The 18,161-nt window shown below is 64.3% G+C and carries 15 protein-coding genes; 8 read left to right on the forward strand and 7 right to left on the reverse strand.

The window, feature by feature from the left end; translation table 11 throughout:
• Positions 1-36: 36 nt before the first annotated feature.
• Positions 37-1,044 carry a fatty acid desaturase gene (locus tag T331_RS0113810; RefSeq protein ID WP_026440448.1) on the reverse strand — a complete coding sequence of 336 codons (1,008 nt, stop codon included), beginning with the start codon at positions 1,042-1,044 and terminating at the stop codon, positions 37-39.
• A 251-nt stretch (positions 1,045-1,295) separates the two neighbouring features.
• Between T331_RS0113810 and T331_RS18430 the strand changes: the two genes are divergently transcribed.
• The 6 genes from T331_RS18430 to T331_RS0113840 all read left to right on the forward strand — a co-directional run bounded on the left by T331_RS18430 (position 1,296) and on the right by T331_RS0113840 (position 6,696).
• Positions 1,296-2,234: a LysR family transcriptional regulator gene (locus tag T331_RS18430; protein WP_035180219.1), complete on the forward strand. Its 939-nt coding sequence runs from the start codon at positions 1,296-1,298 to the stop codon at positions 2,232-2,234.
• A gap of 93 nt (positions 2,235-2,327) precedes the next feature.
• The gene (locus T331_RS18435) at positions 2,328-3,104 is read left to right on the forward strand and encodes a hypothetical protein (RefSeq protein WP_155992724.1); all 777 of its coding nucleotides are present in this window, start codon (positions 2,328-2,330) and stop codon (positions 3,102-3,104) included.
• A gap of 15 nt (positions 3,105-3,119) precedes the next feature.
• On the forward strand, positions 3,120-3,806 hold the full coding sequence (locus T331_RS0113825; RefSeq protein WP_081822263.1) for an SDR family NAD(P)-dependent oxidoreductase: 687 nt from the start codon (positions 3,120-3,122) through the stop codon (positions 3,804-3,806).
• Positions 3,807-3,848: 42 nt separating this feature from the next.
• Entirely contained in the window at positions 3,849-4,628 is a 780-nt protein-coding gene (locus tag T331_RS0113830) for a creatininase (RefSeq protein WP_026440450.1), read from the forward strand.
• 186 nt (positions 4,629-4,814) lie between these two features.
• The gene (locus tag T331_RS0113835) at positions 4,815-5,909 is read left to right on the forward strand and encodes a branched-chain amino acid aminotransferase (RefSeq protein WP_026440451.1); all 1,095 of its coding nucleotides are present in this window, start codon (positions 4,815-4,817) and stop codon (positions 5,907-5,909) included.
• A gap of 115 nt (positions 5,910-6,024) precedes the next feature.
• On the forward strand, positions 6,025-6,696 hold the full coding sequence (locus T331_RS0113840) for a TetR family transcriptional regulator (protein WP_026440452.1): 672 nt from the start codon (positions 6,025-6,027) through the stop codon (positions 6,694-6,696).
• On the opposite strand, the gene T331_RS0113845 is transcribed toward T331_RS0113840, so the two are convergent.
• Positions 6,673-8,550, reverse strand: a complete 1,878-nt coding sequence (locus T331_RS0113845) for a bifunctional sugar phosphate isomerase/epimerase/4-hydroxyphenylpyruvate dioxygenase family protein (RefSeq protein WP_026440453.1) — start codon at positions 8,548-8,550, stop codon at positions 6,673-6,675. The two genes, T331_RS0113840 and T331_RS0113845, sit on opposite strands and share 24 nt — an antisense overlap.
• A gap of 205 nt (positions 8,551-8,755) precedes the next feature.
• Between T331_RS0113845 and T331_RS0113850 the strand changes: the two genes are divergently transcribed.
• Positions 8,756-9,640 carry a shikimate dehydrogenase gene (locus T331_RS0113850; RefSeq protein WP_051622388.1) on the forward strand — a complete coding sequence of 295 codons (885 nt, stop codon included), beginning with the start codon at positions 8,756-8,758 and terminating at the stop codon, positions 9,638-9,640.
• Between the two features lie 56 nt (positions 9,641-9,696).
• A complete protein-coding gene (locus tag T331_RS0113855; RefSeq protein ID WP_026440455.1) occupies positions 9,697-11,016 on the forward strand; it encodes an MFS transporter in 1,320 nt (439 codons plus the stop codon).
• A 47-nt stretch (positions 11,017-11,063) separates the two neighbouring features.
• Here the strand turns inward: T331_RS0113855 and T331_RS0113860 are convergent, their stop codons facing one another.
• From T331_RS0113860 to T331_RS0113880, 5 genes are all read right to left on the reverse strand, one after another.
• A complete protein-coding gene (locus T331_RS0113860; RefSeq protein ID WP_244876965.1) occupies positions 11,064-11,933 on the reverse strand; it encodes a sugar phosphate isomerase/epimerase family protein in 870 nt (289 codons plus the stop codon).
• 46 nt (positions 11,934-11,979) lie between these two features.
• A complete protein-coding gene (locus T331_RS0113865; protein WP_051622389.1) occupies positions 11,980-13,263 on the reverse strand; it encodes a carbohydrate porin in 1,284 nt (427 codons plus the stop codon).
• A gap of 113 nt (positions 13,264-13,376) precedes the next feature.
• Entirely contained in the window at positions 13,377-15,866 is a 2,490-nt protein-coding gene (locus tag T331_RS0113870; protein WP_026440458.1) for a branched-chain amino acid ABC transporter ATP-binding protein/permease, read from the reverse strand.
• A gap of 8 nt (positions 15,867-15,874) precedes the next feature.
• On the reverse strand, positions 15,875-16,744 hold the full coding sequence (locus T331_RS0113875; RefSeq protein ID WP_008493842.1) for a branched-chain amino acid ABC transporter permease: 870 nt from the start codon (positions 16,742-16,744) through the stop codon (positions 15,875-15,877).
• An 18-nt stretch (positions 16,745-16,762) separates the two neighbouring features.
• A complete protein-coding gene (locus T331_RS0113880; RefSeq protein WP_008493841.1) occupies positions 16,763-18,013 on the reverse strand; it encodes an ABC transporter substrate-binding protein in 1,251 nt (416 codons plus the stop codon).
• Positions 18,014-18,161 lie beyond the last annotated feature (148 nt).

Raw genomic sequence — 18,161 nt, forward strand, 5'->3', positions numbered from 1 at the left:
TCGCGCGGCTTGCAGTGAAAAGCTGAGGGCCGCGCTTCAGATGGCGGTGAGAAACGACACCCCGACCGCGCCCAGAAAATCCTGCGCGCGGTCACCGTTCGCGTGCACCTCCCCATAATCGGGGGACATTACGCGTTTGACCCGGTTGCGGTGATAGCTGCCGAAAAGCTGGCGCGCCGTCAGCACCTGGGTTGTATCCGCGCCGTACAGCGTTTCATGCAGTGCCGGCAGCGCGTGCCAGGGTACGGCGGGGCGGGCGTGATGCGCGTTATGGTAGGCGAAATTCAGCGTCAGCAGATTCAGCAGCGGATGCGAGAGCGACAGGATATTGCTGTAGGTATTCTCATGCTCATAGGCCCGGTCACGATTTTTGACGATCATCGGGGAGGAGTTGGAATGCGGCACATAAACATCGAATGTGTGCTGGTAGGCATCCATGAAGCGCAGCAGCTGCAGCATCAGCAGATAGGCAACGGCATAGAAGCCCAATGACCAGGGCGAGACCCAGGCCAACGCGCCAAACAACAGCAGCCGCGAGAGCAGCAGCAGGCCGGCGCGCCGGCGCATGGCGTGCGTGCCGCGATATTGGGTGATGATGACCATGCCATGCATCAGCAACTCAACCGCCGGAATATAGGCCCATTCCAGCCCCAGCACGGCGCCCCGCACCCAGCCTGGCGCGCGCTTGAGAATATCCCGGTAATCGAAGGCCGCCACATCCATCCGGTCGGCATGGTGGCGCAGATGCTTTTCCTTCAGCCCGGCATAGGAGGCAAAGCAGGCGCCGGTGATCCAGGCCATCACTTCGCCCGCCTGGTCGTTGCGGCGCATTTTGCTGAACACCGCCCCATGCGCGCATTCATGGATGAAATAGGCGCAGATCACGAGGCCATGCGCCAGCAGCAGCGTGCCCAGCAGATTGAGTGCCAGGCTGGCGCGGGTGATCAGCACCAGCCCGCCGGCATAAGCGGCGAACGCATAAAAAATGCCGGCGCCATTATAGAGCGCGCCACCAGGGTAGCGGAACAAACGGATCTGGCTCATGCCACGGCGCCGCGCAGGGACGTGGAGTCATCGCGGGCCGAGGGGCGGGCATCATTCATGCTGATCTCCTGACGAGGAATGACCAAAACGGCTAAACAACACTCATTTGCACTTTTTTTGTTCTTTTCATTCGATGCAGGCCGAGATATCCGCGCGGCCATTCCACAAAATGACTATTTTCTATTCGTATCTACTGAAATCCGGCTCGTACATAGCTTGATATGCTCATTTACTTTCCGTATCAGGAAAGAATGTCCCGCCCCTCCGCCCCCTTCAGCGGCAATCTTGGTGATGTCGATCTTCGCCTGCTGCGGCTGTTCGCCACGGTCGCCGAGGCGGGGGGCTTCACCGCGGCGGAGGCGGAGCTGCAGGTCGGGCTATCGACCATCTCCAAGCAGTTGAAAGCGCTGGAAACCCGTCTGGGGGTGACGCTGTGCCGGCGCGGGCGCGGCGGGTTCGCGCTGACCGATCAGGGGCGTTCGGTGCTGGTGGAGGTCCGCCAGCTGCTCGGCGCGCTGGATGGGTTTCGCGAGCGGATGAACAATATCCACACCGAAATCGGCGGCGAGCTTAATCTCGGCATCATCGACACCTTGATCACCGACCCGCATTTCCGCCTGCCGCAGGTTCTGGCCACCGCCAAAAGGCGGGCGCCACGGGTGCAGATCAATATCAGCGTCGATCCGCCGAACCTGCTGGAAAAGGCGCTGCTGGAGGAGCGGCTGCACGCCGCCATCGTGTCAGTGCGCCAGCGCCTGCCCGGGCTGACCTACCGGTTTCTTTATGCCGAGCAGAATAATCTCTATTGCGCCGAGCCGCATCCGCTCTACCGCTATTGCCCGGACGAGGTGCCGACGGACATGCTGATGGGCTGTGAAGTGGTCGGGCGCAGCTATGCCGAGCAGGACGAGGCCCGGCAGCTCGCCAGCGGCCTGGTGCGCAGCGCCACCGCCAATGATGTCGAGGGGGTGGCGCTGCTGGTGCTCACCGGCCGCTATATCGGCTATCTGCCGGACCATTATGTGCGCGCCACCCGCTTCGGCTTGCCGCTGCGCGCGGTGCTGCCGGCGCGGTTCGGCTATCTGGTGGAATTCGAGCTGGCCACCCGGGCGCGCGGCCATGTCTCCCCGGCCTCAAGCAATTTCCTGGCCGAGCTGGCCCGCGAATATGAGCTGGCGATGGGTGGCTAAACCTATATCGGCCCATTCTGTTGCCGTTTCAGTCAAGTACGCTTCCCGAAATCGCCCTTTTTGCCGCACGCGCGGCTTGCCTAAGCTTCCGGCATGGCAGATTACGACCCATCCGTTTCGGCCACGCGCCCGCACTGGCACGGTCTATGGACACGCTCCCTCCTGGTGGGGGCGGATGGGCAGCGCGATGTGAGCAGCGCGGCCTCCTGGCTGCAGGGGCCTGAACTATTCGTGGATCTGCGCCAGCCCGCCGCGCGCCCCGCCTTCTGCCTGGTGCCAGGCTTCGCGCAGCTCTCCATCGCGGCCGAAACCTGGCTGGCCGGCCAGCAGGGCTTCGCCGGCAGCTTCCACGTGGCCCAAAACCGCGCCGCCTGGCAGCGCGAGATCGACTATCAGCCGCCAGGGCCGACCCCGGATGAGGGCGTGCTCTCCTGGGAGGGCGAAACCCTGGTCGAGACCGGGCTGCACAGCCCCTATCTGGAACATTGGCACGAAGCAGCGCAACCGAACCACCCTTGCGCGGCGCTGCGGCTGCGCGCGGCGCAAACCGGGCAGGCGGCGATTCTGGTGCGCACCGGGCCAATATTCATGCTGGCGCGCGGCCGCGCGCCGGGCATCCGCCTGGCCGCCCCCAGCCTGGCGGCCTGCCTGGCCGGCGCGGCGGACGCCACAGCCCGCCAGGCGCTGCTGGATTGTGAGATTTCGCGCGGCACGGCTTCAGGCTGGGTGATCAACGCCTCCACCCTGCCCTGGCGGGAAGGCCAGCGTTTGCGCCTCTCTCTCGACCGGCCAGGCCGGCTGCTGATCGATGGCGCGGTATGGGAGATCATCCATGAGGAAGGGCAGATCGATGCGTTTACAACGGCTTAATACCGTCAGATGCCCATGCGCGCGCTAGTCACCGGCGCGGCCAGCGGCATCGGCCTGGCCACTTCCCGCGCCTTTCTCGCCGCCGGGGATGCGGTGATCGGGCTGGATATCGCCCCGCCGCCGGCGGAGGTGCCTTGGGTGGAGGCCGACCTCACCCGCCCGGAGGCAGTGGCGGCCGCGGTAGCGCAGGCCGCCGCGCGGCTGGGCGGGTTCGATGTGCTGGTGAACGCCGCCGGGGTGGAATATGACGCCCCGCTCGCGGCTTTGGATCTGGCGCGGCTGGACCGGATGGTCGCCGTCAATCTGCGCGGGCCGATGCTGGTGGCCGCCGCCGCGCTGCCGCACATCGCCAAAGGCGGGTCGATCATCAATCTCGCCTCGGAGCTGGCTTTTCTGGGCCGCGCCGAAGCCTCCGGCTATTGCGCCACCAAGGCGGCGATGCTGGGGCTGACCCGCTCCTGGGCGCGCGAGCTGGGGCCGGATATTCGGGTCAACGCCGTCGCCCCCGGGCCGATCGACACCCCCTTGCTGAATTTCGCGGCGATGAGCCCGGCGCTGCAGGCGCTGGAAACCGGCAACCCGCTCGGGCGGATCGGCCGGCCGGAAGAGGTGGCCGCGGTGATCCTGTTTCTCGCCAGCCAAGCCGCCAGCTTCGTCACCGGCCAGTGCTACAGCGCCGATGGCGGCGCCGCGATGCATTGAAACCTGCCCCCCTCTCATCACAACGTCCAAGGAGCCTTGCGAATGGTTGAAAGCGTGTTCATGGCGGAATTGTCCTGGCCGGAATGGGAGGCCAGGATCCAGGCCGGCGCCATCATCTTCCTGCCGCTCGGCGCCACCGAACAGCACGGGCCGCATCTGCCGCTGAATGTCGATGTGATCCTGCCGACGGGTGTGGCCGAACGCGTCGCCCGGCTGGTCGGCGGGCTGGTCGCGCCCACGCTGAATTACGGCTATAAATCCATGCCCCGCTCCGGCGGCGGGCAGAGCTTTCCGGGCACCGCCAGCCTGGATGCCGCCACCTTCAGCCACACCATCCGCGATGTCATCCGCGATATGGGGCTGCATGGGGCGCGGCGCTTCGTCATCCTCAACGGGCATTTCGAAAATGCCTGGCCGTCGGTCGAGGGGCTGGATCTGGCGCTGCGCGACCTGCGCGCCGAAGGCATCCGCGATGTCACCGCGATGCGGCTGGAATATTGGGATTTCGTCACGCCCGCGACGCTGGACAGGATTTTCCCGGACGGGTTCCCCGGCACCGAGCTGGAACATGCCAGCCTGATCGAAACCTCGCTGATGCTGCTGCTGCGCCCGGATCTGGTGGCGGTGGAGAAAATCCCGCAGGAAGGCCGGGCGCAGTTTCCGCCCTACGACATTCACCCGCCGCCGCCCGGCTATCTGCGCGCAAGCGGCGTGCTGGCGGATGCGCGTGGCGCCAGCGCGCAGATCGGCCAATGGCTGATGGATGATCATGTCCGCCTGGTCAGCGCCGCGGTGCGCGAGGGCTTCCAGCTGGGCGGCTGAGGCACGCAACGGCTTTCGGCAGGAAGAGCTTCGGGGTAAGGAATGGCCGGGCGCGGCGGTCCGGGCCTGGGCGCGTGCCCCAAGATCTCTCTTCTCAACAAGGCAGCCATGACGGCGACTGTCTTCACGGGAAGGCTGCTTTATTACAAACCTGCTTTCAGTGGGTGAATAACGAAAGATCGTATCGTGAACTCTGGTATCAGCTTTGCACATATTCCAAACGCCGCGCCGCTGCCGGCGGCCGAGCGCGCCGCGGTGCTGGAAAATCCCGGCTTCGGCACCTCCTTCACCGACCATATGGCGGTGATCGAGTACACCCAGGGCGTAGGCTGGCATGATGCAAGGATCCAGGCGCGCGAGGCGATCACCCTGCATCCGGCGGCGGCGGTGCTGCATTATGCGCAGGAGATTTTCGAAGGGCTGAAGGCCTATCGCCTCCCCTCCGGCGAGATCGCGATGTTCCGCCCGACGGCAAATGCCAAGCGCTTCCAGGACTCCGCCGAGCGCCTGGCGATGCCGAACCTGCCCAGCGAGCTGTTCGTTGAATCGATCGAGCAACTGATCCGCGCCGACCGGGACTGGGTGCCCAACGATCCGACCAAGAGCCTCTATCTGCGCCCCTTCATGTTCGCCAATGAGGCGTTCCTGGGCGTGCGGCCGTCGAAAACCTTCATCTACGCCGTCATCGCCTGCCCGGTGGGCGGGTATTTCAAGGGCGGCGCCGAGGCGGTCTCCGTCTGGGTGAGCGAACATTACAGCCGCGCGGCGACGGGCGGCACCGGGGCCGCGAAATGCGGCGGCAATTACGCCGCCAGCCTGCTGGCGCAGGCCGAGGCCAGCGCCCAGGGCTGCGACCAGGTCGCCTTCCTGGATGCGGCCGAGCATCGCTGGCTGGAGGAGATGGGCGGCATGAACATGATGTTCGTGTTCGAGGACGGCTCCCTGCTCACCCCGCCGCTGGGCGGCACCATCCTGCCGGGCATCACCCGCAATTCGCTGATCACCCTGGCCGGCGCCGCCGGGCTGCGCGTGCGCGAGGAGGCCTATTCCTTCCAGCAGCTGCGCGAGGATGCCGCCAGCGGCCGGTTGCGCGAGGCCTTCGCCTGCGGCACCGCCGCGGTGGTCACGCCGATCGGCAAGTTCAAATTCTCCGGCGGCGAGGTGGTGATCGGCGATGGCGCCCATGCCGGCGCCACCACCAAAGCGCTGAAGGACAAGCTGGTGCAGATCCAGCGCGGCCAGAGCGACGACCCGTATGGCTGGGTGCATCGCGTCGGCTAGAGACAGGTTTGTCTTGGCGCGGCTTCGGCAGGCCGCGCTGGCGCCCCGCATTGGTCTTTGCCCCCTGGCAGGGTCATGATAGATCGCTAACCCTATCCGATTGGCAAGGCGGGACATGACCAAAGACAACCCTGCGGCGCAGGCCGAAACACCGGCGCCCAGCACCAGAACGCGCGACCCGGAGCGCACGCGGCAGGATATCCTCAACGCCGCCGCCGATGAATTTGCCAAGTACGGGCTGTCCGGCGCGCGGGTCGATGCGATCGCGGCGCGGACCTCCACCACCAAGCGGATGATCTATTATTATTTCGAGAGCAAGGAGGGGCTCTATACCGCGGTGCTGGAGCGCGCCTATGCCGGCATCCGCGAGATCGAATCCGGCATGAAGCTGGACAAGCTCGATCCCGAAACCGCCTTGCGCCGGCTGGTTGAATTCAATTTCGATTATCATGACGCGCATCCGGAATTCGTCCGGCTGGTGATGATCGAGAACATCCATAACGGGGCGCATATCCAGGACGCGCCGGATCTGCGCCGCACCAACAGCCCGGCGATCGAGGTGCTGAGCGACATTCTGCAGCGCGGCTACAAAGCGGGGGTGTTCAAGCGCCAGATCGAAGCGCGCGAGCTGCACATGATGATCAGCGCGCTGTCATTCTACCGTGTCTCCAACCGCGCCACCTTCGGCACGCTGTTCAGCATCGATTTCGGCGCCCCGCAAACGCGCGAGCGCCATCGCCGCCATATTGCGGATTCCATCCTGCTACTGATGACCAACCCCGGCTGATTCACTTACCGCCAGCCGCCGCGCCATCGCCGCCAGACGGATCGGCGCATTGCTGGCGCCATAGCCTTCATAACCCTGGCGCTCCACCAGCTCGAAGAAAAACCGCCCCTGGAAATGCGGCAGGTAGGCATGCCAGAACTCGCCGCCGGCATCGCGGTCATACAGCACGCCATGCGCCTGCATCCGCCGCAGCTGGCCCTCCTCCAGCCCGAAACGCGCCTGCAGATCCTCATAATAATTCAGCGGAATCGGCACCGGCGCCAGGCCGGCCGTTTCCGCCTGCGCCGCCGCCTGCTCCACATTGCCGACCGCCAGCGCGATGTGATGCACCCCCGCCCCGGCCCCGGCGGCCACAAAGCGCGCGGTTTCGGTGGAGGGGCTCTCCGAGATGTTCAGCGGTATGCGCACGCTGCCGCTGGCGTTTTTCATCGTCCGCGAGCGCACCAGCCCGAAACGGTCGGCATATTCGATGGTCGGCTCGGCCACCAGGTTGAACAAGGTGCGGTAGAACAGGATGAACCGGTCCATGGAGCCCGGATTGAGCGCCTGGGCGACATGGTCGATCCGCACCGGCCCGGCCTCCTCCGGCGCCGGGGCGAGGTCGAAATCATCCTGCCACATCTGCCGCGAGGCCGCCTCATCGACCAGATAGAGCAAGGTTCCATCCGGCTCGCGCACGGCGGGAATGCGATGCTCGCCCGGGCCGGTGCGCTCGCTCCAGGTGGGGCAGAGCAGGGCCTGCGCCCGCGCCAGGGTCGCCTGCACGTCATCAACCTGCAGCGCCAGGGCGCAGACCGAGGGTCCGTGCAGCACGAAATGCTCGGAGGCGGCGCTGTCCGGCTCGGCATTGAGCACGATATTCACCCCGCCCAGCCGGTAAAGCTCCACCGCTTTTGAGCGATGCTGGCCCGCCCGGGTGAAGCCCATCGCCTTCAAATAGGCGCCCAGCGCCACGCCGGCGCTGTGATCCACCGCGAATTCGATGAAGGCGACGCCGCCCAGCTCCGGCGGGCGCGGCAGCTGGGTACGCCCGGCCTGCGCCTCCACCCAGATCAGCGAGCGCAGCCCATCCAGCGCGGTCGGCCGGGTGGGGCCGGCGCGGAAATTATCATTGAAGATTTCCAGGCTGAGCGGCCCTTTATACCCGGCATCCAGCGCCGCGCGGGTAAAGCCGGCCACATCGAAATCGCCCTGGCCAGGGAAATTGCGGTAATGCCGGCTCCAGGAGAGCACATCCAGCGAGAGCTTCGGCGCATCGGCGAGCTGGATGAAAAAGATCTTCTCGCCCGGCACACGCTCGATCCCCGCCAGCGAATCCCCGAGCGAGAGCGTGTGAAAACTATCCAGCGCCAGACCGAGCGCCGGATGGCTGACGCGCTGCACCAGCTCCCACGCCTGGCGCCAGAATTTCACATGCGTTCCCCAGGCCAGCGCCTCATAGGCAATGCGCAGCCCCCGCGTGCCGGCATGCTCCGCCAGCTCCGCCAACTCCGCCGTCAACGCCGCCGGATTGCCCGCCGCATGCGGCTGCACATTGGAGCAGAGCAGCAGCAGATCCGTGCCCAGCTCGGCCATCACATCAAATTTGCGGGCCGCGCGGTCCAGATTGCGCCGGAGCTGCGCCGCGCCCATGCCCTCGAAATCACGGAAGGGCTGGAACATGAAAATCGCCAGGCCGAGATCCTCGGCCATGCGGCGGACATCGCGCGGCGTGCCATCGAAGGCCAGAAGATCCGCCTCGAAGATTTCCACGCCCTCGAACCCGGCCGCCGCGGCTGCCTCCAGCTTATCCGATAATGTACCAGACAGTGACACGGTGGCGATGGATTTCGGTTGAGTCTGTAATATATTCAAGGCGTACACCCTCCTTACCGGCATTATATATCATCATCCGCGACCCGAGGCGGAAAAAAACTGCTTGAAATGTTCTATTTGGTTAGTTACTAAAAATCCAGCAGAGGCTGGTCATTGGTCGTCACGGCTAGATTAGCGTCTTTTTTCACGCTCTCCTACTCTGGCAGCGTTGCCGACGCTGTTACTCGCTTGGGTCATAACATACATGGTTCATCTCTCCCCGGCCGTCACCACCATCCGCCCCGCCACATCCAGCGGCCAGACGCTGCTGGGGCTGATCGGCGAGGGCATCGGCCCCTCGCGCACCCCGCGCCTGCACATGCAGGAAGGCCAAGCGCAGGGGTTGAACATCCGCTACGATCTGTTCGATCTGCATGAACGCAATTTGTCGGTCGCGGACCTGCCCCGGCTGGTCGCCGAGATCGAGGCGGCGGGCTATGCCGGGGTCAATGTCACCCATCCCTGCAAGCAGGCGATCATCCCGCTGCTGAGCGAGCTTTCTCCCGATGCGCGGGCGCTGGGGGCGGTGAACACCGTGCTGTTCCGCGATGGCCAGCGCATCGGCCATAATACCGACTGGTCGGGCTTTTCCGAAAGCTTCCGCCGCCGCCTCGGCGATGCCGATATGACCCACGCCGTGCAGATCGGCGCCGGCGGCGCCGGCAGTGCCGTGGCCTACGCGCTGCTGAAGCTGGGCACGAAAAAACTCACCCTGATCGACGCTGACCTGTCCCGCGCCGAGGCCCTGGCCGCGCGCTATGCGCCGCTGTTTCCGGGTGTCGCCATCGAAGCCGCCCTCACCCCGGATGCGCCGCTGCAAACCGCCACCGGGCTGGTCAATTGCACGCCGATGGGCATGGAAGCGCATCCGGGCCTGCCGCTGGCCGCCGAATTGCTGCGCCCCAGCCTGTGGGTGGCGGAGATCGTCTATTTTCCGCTGGAGACCGCTCTGGTGCAAACCGCCCGCGCCCTCGGCTGCCAGGTGAGCGATGGTGGCGGCATGGCGGTGTTCCAGGCCGTTTCCGCCTTCCGCCTGTTCACCGGCCGCGAACCCGATGCCGAACGCATGCTGGCCAGCTTCGCGGGCTGACGCTCGCAAGGCCACGCCGAAACATTTATAAATCGTTCAAATCTAGGGAGTTCATAATGTCCGACATCACCTCAACCGGGGTGCGGGCCGCCGGCGCCACGCGCGTCGGCAAGGTCCGCTTCTTCATGCTGGCGCTGGTCTGCGCCGCCGTGCTGGTGAATTATCTCGACCGCGCCATCCTCGGCATCGCCGCCCCCAGCATCCGCGGCGAAATGCATATCGACGCGGCGCTGATGGGCATCGTGTTTTCCGCCTTCTCCTGGAGCTATTTCATCGCCCAGGTGCCGGTGGGGATCATGCTGGACCGCTTCGGCAACCGCATCATCTATTTCCTGGCGCTGACCTTCTGGTCGCTGTTCACGCTGGCGCAGGGCTTTGCCTCGTCGGTGGCGGGATTCATCGGTCTGCGCGTGGGCCTTGGGTTTTCGGAAGCGCCCTGCTTTCCGGCGAACAGCAACATCGTCGGCATGTGGTTTCCGCGCAAGGAGCGCGCGCGGGCCATCGGCGTCTATACCGCGGCGGAATATGTCGGGCTGGGCTTTCTCACGCCGGGGCTGTTCTGGCTGCTGAAGAGCTATGGCTGGCAGTCCCTGTTCATCATCACCGGCCTCGCCGGGCTGCTGGTCGGCGCCGTCTGGATTTTCAAATATCGTGATCCGCAGGAGAGCGACAGCGTCGGCGCGGCGGAGCTGGAGCATATCGCCGCCGGCGGCGGGCTCACCGGCAAGGGCGTCTCCGGTTCCAAATTCAAATGGGCGGATATGGGCGAGATGCTGCGCCACCGTCAGGTCTGGGGGCTGCTGATCGGCCAGTTCGCGGTCTATTCCACCTTCATCTTCTTCCTCACCTGGTTCCCCACCTACCTCGCCACGGCGCGGCATATGGGCTGGATCAAGGTTGGCTTCTTCGCGTCCCTGCCCTACATCGCCGGCTTCTTCGGCATTCTCTTCGCCGGCGTGCTGTCGGACTTCATGCTCGCCCGCGGCGCCAAGCTGGGCCTGGCGCGCAAGCTGCCGGTGATCATGGGGCTGCTCGGCGCCTCCACCATCATCGCCTGCAACTATGTGCAGTCCGATACGCTGGTCATCGCCATCCTCTCCTTCGCCTTCTTCTGCCAGGCGATGTCCTCCTCCGGCTGGTCGGTGCTCTCGGAAATCGCGCCGGTCGGCAAGCTCGGCCTGCTAGGCGGGCTGTTCTCCGCCGCCGCCAATCTCTCCGGCATCGTCATCCCCATCGTCATCGGCTTCATCGTGCAGGATACCGGCTCCTTCGTCGGCGCGCTGGTGTTCGTCGGCCTGGTGGCGTTGGTTGGCGCGCTGGCCTGGATTTTCGGCATCGGCGAGCTGAAGCCGATCGTGCTCGCGCATCGCGACTGATCCGCGCCTATCACAGCAGGGCCGGCCAGCATCTGGCCGGCCCTTTATCATGCGCGCGCCAGCAGCCCGCGCATATAATCCAGGCTCTGCGCCATCGCCTGCGCGTCGCTCGTGTAGGCCGGGTCGAGATAATCGATCTCCAGCGCCAGCAGCCCATCATAGCCATGCGCACGCAGGGCCGCGAAAATCGCCGGCAGATCAATCAGCCCCTGCCCGAGCGGCACGCTGGGCCAGAAGGCGAAGCTGCGCGGATCCCCCGCGCGCGCCCTCACATCCTTCACATGCGTCGCCCGTGCATAAGGGGCGAGCTTCAGCGCCGCCTGCAGCGGGTCCTCCAGCATGCGCAGAGTATTCCCGGTATCCAGACAGACACCCAGCCAGGGCGAGCCGATGGTCTCGATCAGCTCCACCAGCTCATCGGCAAGAAAATCGATGTGATTCTCGATCGCCAATACAACCTCATGCGCCCGCGCCTGTGCCACCGCCTCATGCAGCAAGGGCAGCAGCGCGGCCTTGTGGCGGGACCATTCCGCCGGGCGCGTCAGGCGGCTGCCGCAGCAGATGCGCATCACCCTGGCCCCCACGCGCGCCGCGATCTCGATATGATCCCGCAAATCCCGCAACCGTTCCGGCGCACCGCCCGAGCCCAGCCCCGAGAGATGCCCCCAGGCCCAGATCCGCTCCAGCCCCAGCCTGTCCAGTTTGCGCCCCAGCGCATCGGCATCGCGCGCGCTAAATTCTGGCAGAAAACAGGTTTCGATGGAGACCCCGGCAACGCCGAGCGAGACCGCGCGGTGCAGCGCCTCATCCAGCGTGATGCGCGTGCCAGGATCCTGTTCCAGCCCGGGATAGATCTCGCCGAAATAACGGTGATAACAATAGAAATCGATCGCCGGCTTCATCGCATTGCCTCGCATCCAGAAAAAAACCGCCCTTTTTGCAAAGGGCGGTGGAGATGTTGGTTCAGAGTGTGGCTTTTACCTGCAACCCGAAGGCCCAGGCATTGGGGATATGGGAGTAGGAGAAGGTCCCCGGATCCATCACATATTGGACATTGGGATGGATCTGCAGCCAGGGCGTCGCCTGGAAGCCATAGCCGATTTCAAGCACACCCTCGCCGGTGGAAAGATTGGTCAGCGTCGCGTTCGCGGCTTCCTTCGCATCAACCACGCGCTTGTTCAGGATGGCGCGGACATAGCCGACATCGATGAAATCCTGCGGCCGCGCGGCAAAGGGCCCCTGCGCGATCAACCCGCCCAGCACGGAGCCCTGAAACAGCGCCGTGGAAGGATCGGAGTAGGAGACCATGCCGATCGCGATCAGCCCACGCTTCGGCCCGCCGAAGCTCACCAGCATCTGGTTGGCGATGGCATAAAAACCGTAGCGCCCGCTTTGCATATCCGAGGCGTTGGTGACGGAGGCGGCATCGCTGGTGTCGTAATAGGCACCGACCTTATACAGGCCGGGCAGCCCACCGAGATTGACCTTGTAGCCGGCCTCAAGCGGGATCAGCGCGCCAGTGGAACCGGAGGTGCTGACCTTCAGCCCGTTATTCTTCTGATAATAGCCCGGATTTACGTCATAGATGCCGGTTTCGATGTAGAGCGAAGGTGTCGGCGACAGCTTGATGCGCCCGCCCCATTTGCCGGTCGGGTAATCGGACCAGCCGGAGGAGGCCGGCAGGTTCTGCGCATGCGCACAGAAGCCGACATTCATGAAATCGCACCCATCCTCGATGCCGGCGAAATCATTGCCCATCGGATAGAAGCCAGCTTTCGTCTGCACGAGCCCGTGCGCGAAATTCTGCGTATAGGAGAGTTCGGTGACGCGCAGCGTCTCGCCGGCCCCATAGACTTCCTGCACGGCGAGCCTGTTGCCGATGAAATCCGAACTCACCGAGCGCCCCTGGCGCTGGTTGAAGCCAACGCTCAAGGTGCCGCCCTCAAGCCCAAACAGCTTGCCCATATCGGCATCCACGCCGATGCCCAGCTGCTGCGCATAGCCATTGCCGGTGCGCTTGCCGCCGGACATCGCATCGGCGAAATTGCCGTCATAGAAACCCTTGAAGGTCAGCCCGGCTTCTTTCAGCCGGGTGCGGCCGCCATTCCAGTCGCCGGTCATGGTCTTGCGGGTGAGCAGGCTGTTGAGGAAATTATCCTGCGTCGTGGTTTGGGCATGCGCCGCCACGGCGAAGCTCAAGCTCGCCACCCCGCTCAGAATGGCCTGCCGCAAATATGTCGTCTTCATAAAACCTCCTGTTATTGGATTATTGAGGGACGAGTCCCACCTTCCGGATGCGTTGCCCGCATCCGGTCTCGCCAAAACATGCTCAGCGCGGACGGGTGTGAACCCGCCTCGCGCTAAGCGGCTTCGGGATTCACCACGCCGAGCAGTTTCGCCTGCAAGGCTTCGTCGGCGGCCAGTGCCTGCGCCGTGCCATCATACGCCACCTCGCCATTCACCAGCACCACCGCACGATCCACGATCGAGAGCACCGATTCCGCATGATGCTCGACGATGATCAGGCTGGCTTTGCGGCGCAGCTTCACCACCGCCTCCATCACCTCCTTGACCACCGCGGGCGCTAGCCCTTCAAACGGCTCGTCAAGGAGAATGACGCGGCTCGGCACCATCAGCGCGCGCGCCACCGCCACCATCTGCCGCTCGCCACCGGAGAGCGACGAGGCGCGCGATTTCGCCAGGATCTGCAATTTCGGAAACAGCGCGTAGACCTCATCGAGCGTGGCGCCGCCCGGGCGCGTCGCCAGGCGCAGATTCTCCAGCACGGTGAGGTTGGGAAACAGCCTGCGCCCTTCCGGCACCAGCGAAATGCCGCGCCGGTTGATCTCAAAAGGCTTGCGGCCGGTGATCGCCTGACCATCCAGCAGCACCTCGCCGCCGGAAATCTCCACCGCGCCCATCAGGCTTTTCAGCGTCGTGGTCTTGCCCACGCCGTTGCGCCCCAGAATCGCCAGCGCCTCGCCTTCGCGCAGGGTGAAGCTGACCTTGTCGATCACCACGCTCCCCGCATAGCCGGCGGTGAGGGCCTTCACTTCCAGAACCGGCTTGCCGGGCGCACTCGGCTCCGGCGCGTGCACCTCCTGCGCCGCCTCCCGCTCAGCCCCGAGATAGGCGCTGATCACCGCCGGGTTCGCCGCCACATCCGCCGGCTTGCCATCGGCGATCAAGGCGCCCTGGTGCAGAACCGTGATGCGATCAGACAATGTCAGCACCCGGTCCATGTCATGCTCGATCAGCAGCACAGCATGCGCTTCCGCCAAGCGCCGGATCAGCGCGCCCACCACCTGCCGGTCCGCCTGCGCCAACCCGGCCAGGGGCTCATCCAGCAACAGCAAATTTGCATCCGTTGCCAAGGAAATCGCGATTTCGAGCAGGCGCTGTTCGCCATGCGAGAGATTGACGCATTGCTCCGCCGCCCGCTGCTCCAGCCCCACCGCCGCCAGCAGCGTCCAGGTCCGCGCATTCACCTGGTCCATCCGGTAGGCATCGACGAGCAGCTGCGCAAAACGCGGCTTGTGGCGGCGCTGCACGGCGATGCGCACATTCTCGAACGCCGTCAGATTCTTGAACACGCTGACAATCTGAAATGACCGGCTGAGCCCCAGCCGCACACGTTGATAAGGCTTCAACCGGGTGATATCGCGCCCGGCCAGGCTGATGCGCCCCTCCGTCGGTTGCAGCAGGCCGGTGAGCAGATTGAAAAACGTCGTCTTGCCGGCGCCGTTCGGGCCGATGAAGCTGTGCAGCTGGCAGGGCATCACGTCGAGATCGATATTGCGCGCGGTATAGAGCGAGCCGAACCGGTTGGTGAGATTGCGCACCGTCAGTACCGGCTGGCTCAGATCCATCTGCTTCACCCTCGGTTGGTAGGGCGCGATCACATCCGGGCGGTTGGGGATGGCGTTGCGGGTCAGCGTCCAGCTCTGCCGGCCCAGCAGACGCTGCGCCAGACCTTGGATGCCTTCCGGCGACGCCAACGCGAAACCCATGATGATCGGCGCGAAAATCAGCCACCAATTGGCGGTGAACAGCGAAAGCCGGTCCTGCAAGGTGACGAACGCGATCGCCCCCCAGAGCGGTCCGAGAAACTGGTGCACCCCGCCCAGCACCGTCATCAGCAGCGCATCGCCCGCATGTTCCCAGCCGAGATTATCCGCGTAGGCGCCCTGCAGCAGCAACGCCAGCAGGCCACCGGCCAGCCCCACCACCGCGCCGCACAGGCAGAAGGCGGCAAGTTTCAGATGCGCGGTGTTATAGCCCAGGCAGGACATGCGCTGCTCATTGTCGCGCAGCGCCTGCAAGGCCCGCCCGAACGGCGCATGCGCGAGCCGCCACAGGCCCCAGGCCACGGCCACCGCGACCCCGGCGGTGAACATATAAAGCCGCAGCGGCGTGGTGAGCATGCTCAGCGAAACGCCCTGCAAGCCGTTCTCACCGCCTGTCAGCGCCGTCCATTTGAACGCCACCTCGAAGGCGATCTGTGAGGCCGCCAGGGTCAGCAACGAAAAATACAGGCCGCGCCGGCGTAGAATCAACAGCCCCAGCAGCAATGCCAGCAGCAGCGAGCCCAGCACCGCGACGCCCAGCGCCACGACCTCATTGCCCCCCGTGCGCAGCATGAAGATCGCGACGAAGTAGGTGGAGCAGCCAAAGAACACGGAGGCGCCGAACGGCACCAGCCCGGTATAGCCCACCAGCATGTTCACGCCGAGCCCGTAGAGAACATAGATCACGATCTCGGTCAGCTTGCTCAGCGGCATGCCCAGGCTGGGTGCCGCGATGCCCAGCACCACCAGCACCGCGCTCAGAATCAAAACAGGATGTTTCATCGCGGCGTTCATTCAAAACGTTCCCATTGCTCGCCGAACAGACCGCGCGGACGCAGCAGCAGCACAATCGCCATCAGCACGTACATCGCCGCGGTCGAAGCATCCGGCATGAATTGAATAGTCAAGGCCTGCACCAGCCCCACCGCCAGCCCGGCGACGATGGCCCCGGCATAGGAGCCGAGCCCGCCGATCGTCACCACGACGAAGGCCGGCATGATCGCATCGGTACCCATCGTCGGCGCCACGGTCCAGATCGGCGCGGCCAGCAAACCCGCAATCGCCGCCAGCAAACATCCCAACCCGAAGGTGCCGGTGAGCACGTGCGGCAGATTGATGCCGAGCAGCTGCACCATCTGCGGATCACGCGAGCCGGCGCGTAGCACCCGACCGAACGGGGTGAAATTCATGAACGCCCAGAAGGCCAGCAAAATCACCACCGCGCAGACCATGATCGCGATGCGATAGCTGGCGATGATGAACGGTCCAGCGATGATCACGCCATTCAGCCAGCCCGGCGCGTTGAAAGGCTGCCCCTGCGCGCCCCACACCGCGCGAATGACCGCCTGCGCCAGCAATGCCAGCGCGAAGGTGACGATCAGACTCACCAGCGGCTCCTTGTCGTAGAGCCTGCGGATCAACAGAACTTCCGTGATCATGCCGATGACGCAGACAATCGCCAACGCCAAGGGCACGCCCCACCAGCCCATCAGATTGAACAAAGTGAGCGAAAAATACGCGCCCAGGGCGAAGAACACGCCATGCGCGAAATTGACGATTCCGAGCAATCCAAAAATGATCGACAGCCCGAGGGCGATAAGAACGTACAGAAACCCCAATGCGAGGCCGTTTCCGGCCTGCATGATCATCATATCGAGCATGGCGCCAGCTCCTCGGCTTTAAAGCGGCGTCATGTGGCAGGCGCTGTCGGCCGCGGTGCCGAAGGCCTTTTGCGCCGCCGCGTCGGAATCGGGAATCGACCGCAGAACATCGAAATAATCGTAATCGTCGGGTATGTTCTTTTTCACCCCGACAACCAGGAAGCGATGCACCAGCTGGTTGTTCCATTTGTCGAAATGCACGGTGATGCCGCCATCCTGCTCCTGCCAGTTCTGCAGGGCATGGACGATCGCGTCAGGGTCGGTGGAGCCGGCCTTGTTGATCGCCTCGAACATGATCTTCGCCGAATACCAGCCCATCCAGGCTTTGTCGGCGGCGGGCTTGCCGTATTTCTTCTGGAAGGCGGCGGCGAAGGCCTTGTCGGAGGGGGAGTTGTTCGGGTCCTTGTAATACCACAGGGTCGTGTAGGTGCCCGCGACATTCTCCTTACCCACGGCCCAGAGATCGGTATCGCCGACCGCGATTTCCGTGAACGGGATCTTGTCCGCCAGGCCGAACTGCTTCCATTGTTTTAGGAAGTTCGACAGATCCGCCGAGGTCAGCCCGCCAATGACCAGATCCGGCTTCGCCTCACGGATTTTCAGAATATAGGAGCTGAAATCGCTGCTGCCCATCGGCACCGAATCATCGCCGACGACCGTCCCGCCGATGCCCTTCAGAAGCGTCTTGAAGGAGGCCGCGATATCCTGCCCGAATGCGTAGGCGGAGGTCAGGAAGTACCAGCGTTTGCCGATGCTTTGCAGGTAAGGCAGCATCGCCGCCGCCTGCACCGGCACCGGCGGCTGCAGCCGGAATGTGTAGGGATTGCATTTCGCGCCGGTGATCTCCTCCGCCGCGGCGTTATTGATCATGAAGGGGATCTTATGCTGCCCCGCAACAGCTTCCTCCGCCAGCGCGTTGGAGCTCAGCGACCCACCCAGCAGTGCCACGACATTGTTTTGCTGGATCAGCTGCAACGCATTTTGCGCCGCACCCTGGGCGGAAGGTTCGTCCACCCACACAATCTCCGCCGGCTGGCCCAGCAGCTGGTTGTTCATCTGTTCCAGCGCCAGGAATGTACCGCGCTGCAGATATTCCGCCTGCACCGCGATGGAGCCTTCCTTCGCCTGCAACAGGCCAATGCGGATCGGCGCGGCGGCGCGCGCGATATGCGGCATCGCCAGCGCGCAGCCCGTCGCGACCCCGGCGGCGGCACCCAGCAGGCGGCGGCGGCCCGTGGTGAAAACAGGCTGAATCTGGTCTTGGTCCATGGTTCCCTCGCTTGATTTTATTGCTTTATGGTTTGTACTAAATCGTCTTTGGTCAGCGGATGATCGGGCTTTTAACCCGATTTATGTAACATCTGTTTAGTTATCTTTAAGCGCGCTCCCTTGGCGTTGATTGCTTATTGTTTAACCC

The organism is Acidocella facilis ATCC 35904 (assembly GCF_000687875.1).
GTDB classification, from domain to species: Bacteria; Pseudomonadota; Alphaproteobacteria; order Acetobacterales; family Acetobacteraceae; genus Acidocella; species Acidocella facilis.

Bases quoted from the DNA above. Each gene is read 5' to 3' on its own strand.
- T331_RS0113870 (WP_026440458.1), bottom strand. From the start codon at position 15,866: ATGAAACATCCTGTTTTGATTCTGAGCGCGGTGCTGGTGGTGCTGGGC.
- T331_RS0113840 (WP_026440452.1), top strand. From the start codon at position 6,025: ATGACCAAAGACAACCCTGCGGCGCAGGCCGAAACACCGGCGCCCAGC.
- T331_RS0113860 (WP_244876965.1), bottom strand. From the start codon at position 11,933: ATGCGAGGCAATGCGATGAAGCCGGCGATCGATTTCTATTGTTATCAC.
- T331_RS0113825 (WP_081822263.1), top strand. From the start codon at position 3,120: ATGCGCGCGCTAGTCACCGGCGCGGCCAGCGGCATCGGCCTGGCCACT.
- T331_RS0113875 (WP_008493842.1), bottom strand. From the start codon at position 16,744: ATGCTCGATATGATGATCATGCAGGCCGGAAACGGCCTCGCATTGGGG.
- T331_RS0113855 (WP_026440455.1), top strand. From the start codon at position 9,697: ATGTCCGACATCACCTCAACCGGGGTGCGGGCCGCCGGCGCCACGCGC.
- T331_RS0113850 (WP_051622388.1), top strand. From the start codon at position 8,756: ATGGTTCATCTCTCCCCGGCCGTCACCACCATCCGCCCCGCCACATCC.
- T331_RS0113865 (WP_051622389.1), bottom strand. From the start codon at position 13,263: ATGAAGACGACATATTTGCGGCAGGCCATTCTGAGCGGGGTGGCGAGC.
- T331_RS0113810 (WP_026440448.1), bottom strand. From the start codon at position 1,044: ATGAGCCAGATCCGTTTGTTCCGCTACCCTGGTGGCGCGCTCTATAAT.
- T331_RS18435 (WP_155992724.1), top strand. From the start codon at position 2,328: ATGGCAGATTACGACCCATCCGTTTCGGCCACGCGCCCGCACTGGCAC.
- T331_RS0113830 (WP_026440450.1), top strand. From the start codon at position 3,849: ATGGTTGAAAGCGTGTTCATGGCGGAATTGTCCTGGCCGGAATGGGAG.
- T331_RS18430 (WP_035180219.1), top strand. From the start codon at position 1,296: ATGTCCCGCCCCTCCGCCCCCTTCAGCGGCAATCTTGGTGATGTCGAT.
- T331_RS0113880 (WP_008493841.1), bottom strand. From the start codon at position 18,013: ATGGACCAAGACCAGATTCAGCCTGTTTTCACCACGGGCCGCCGCCGC.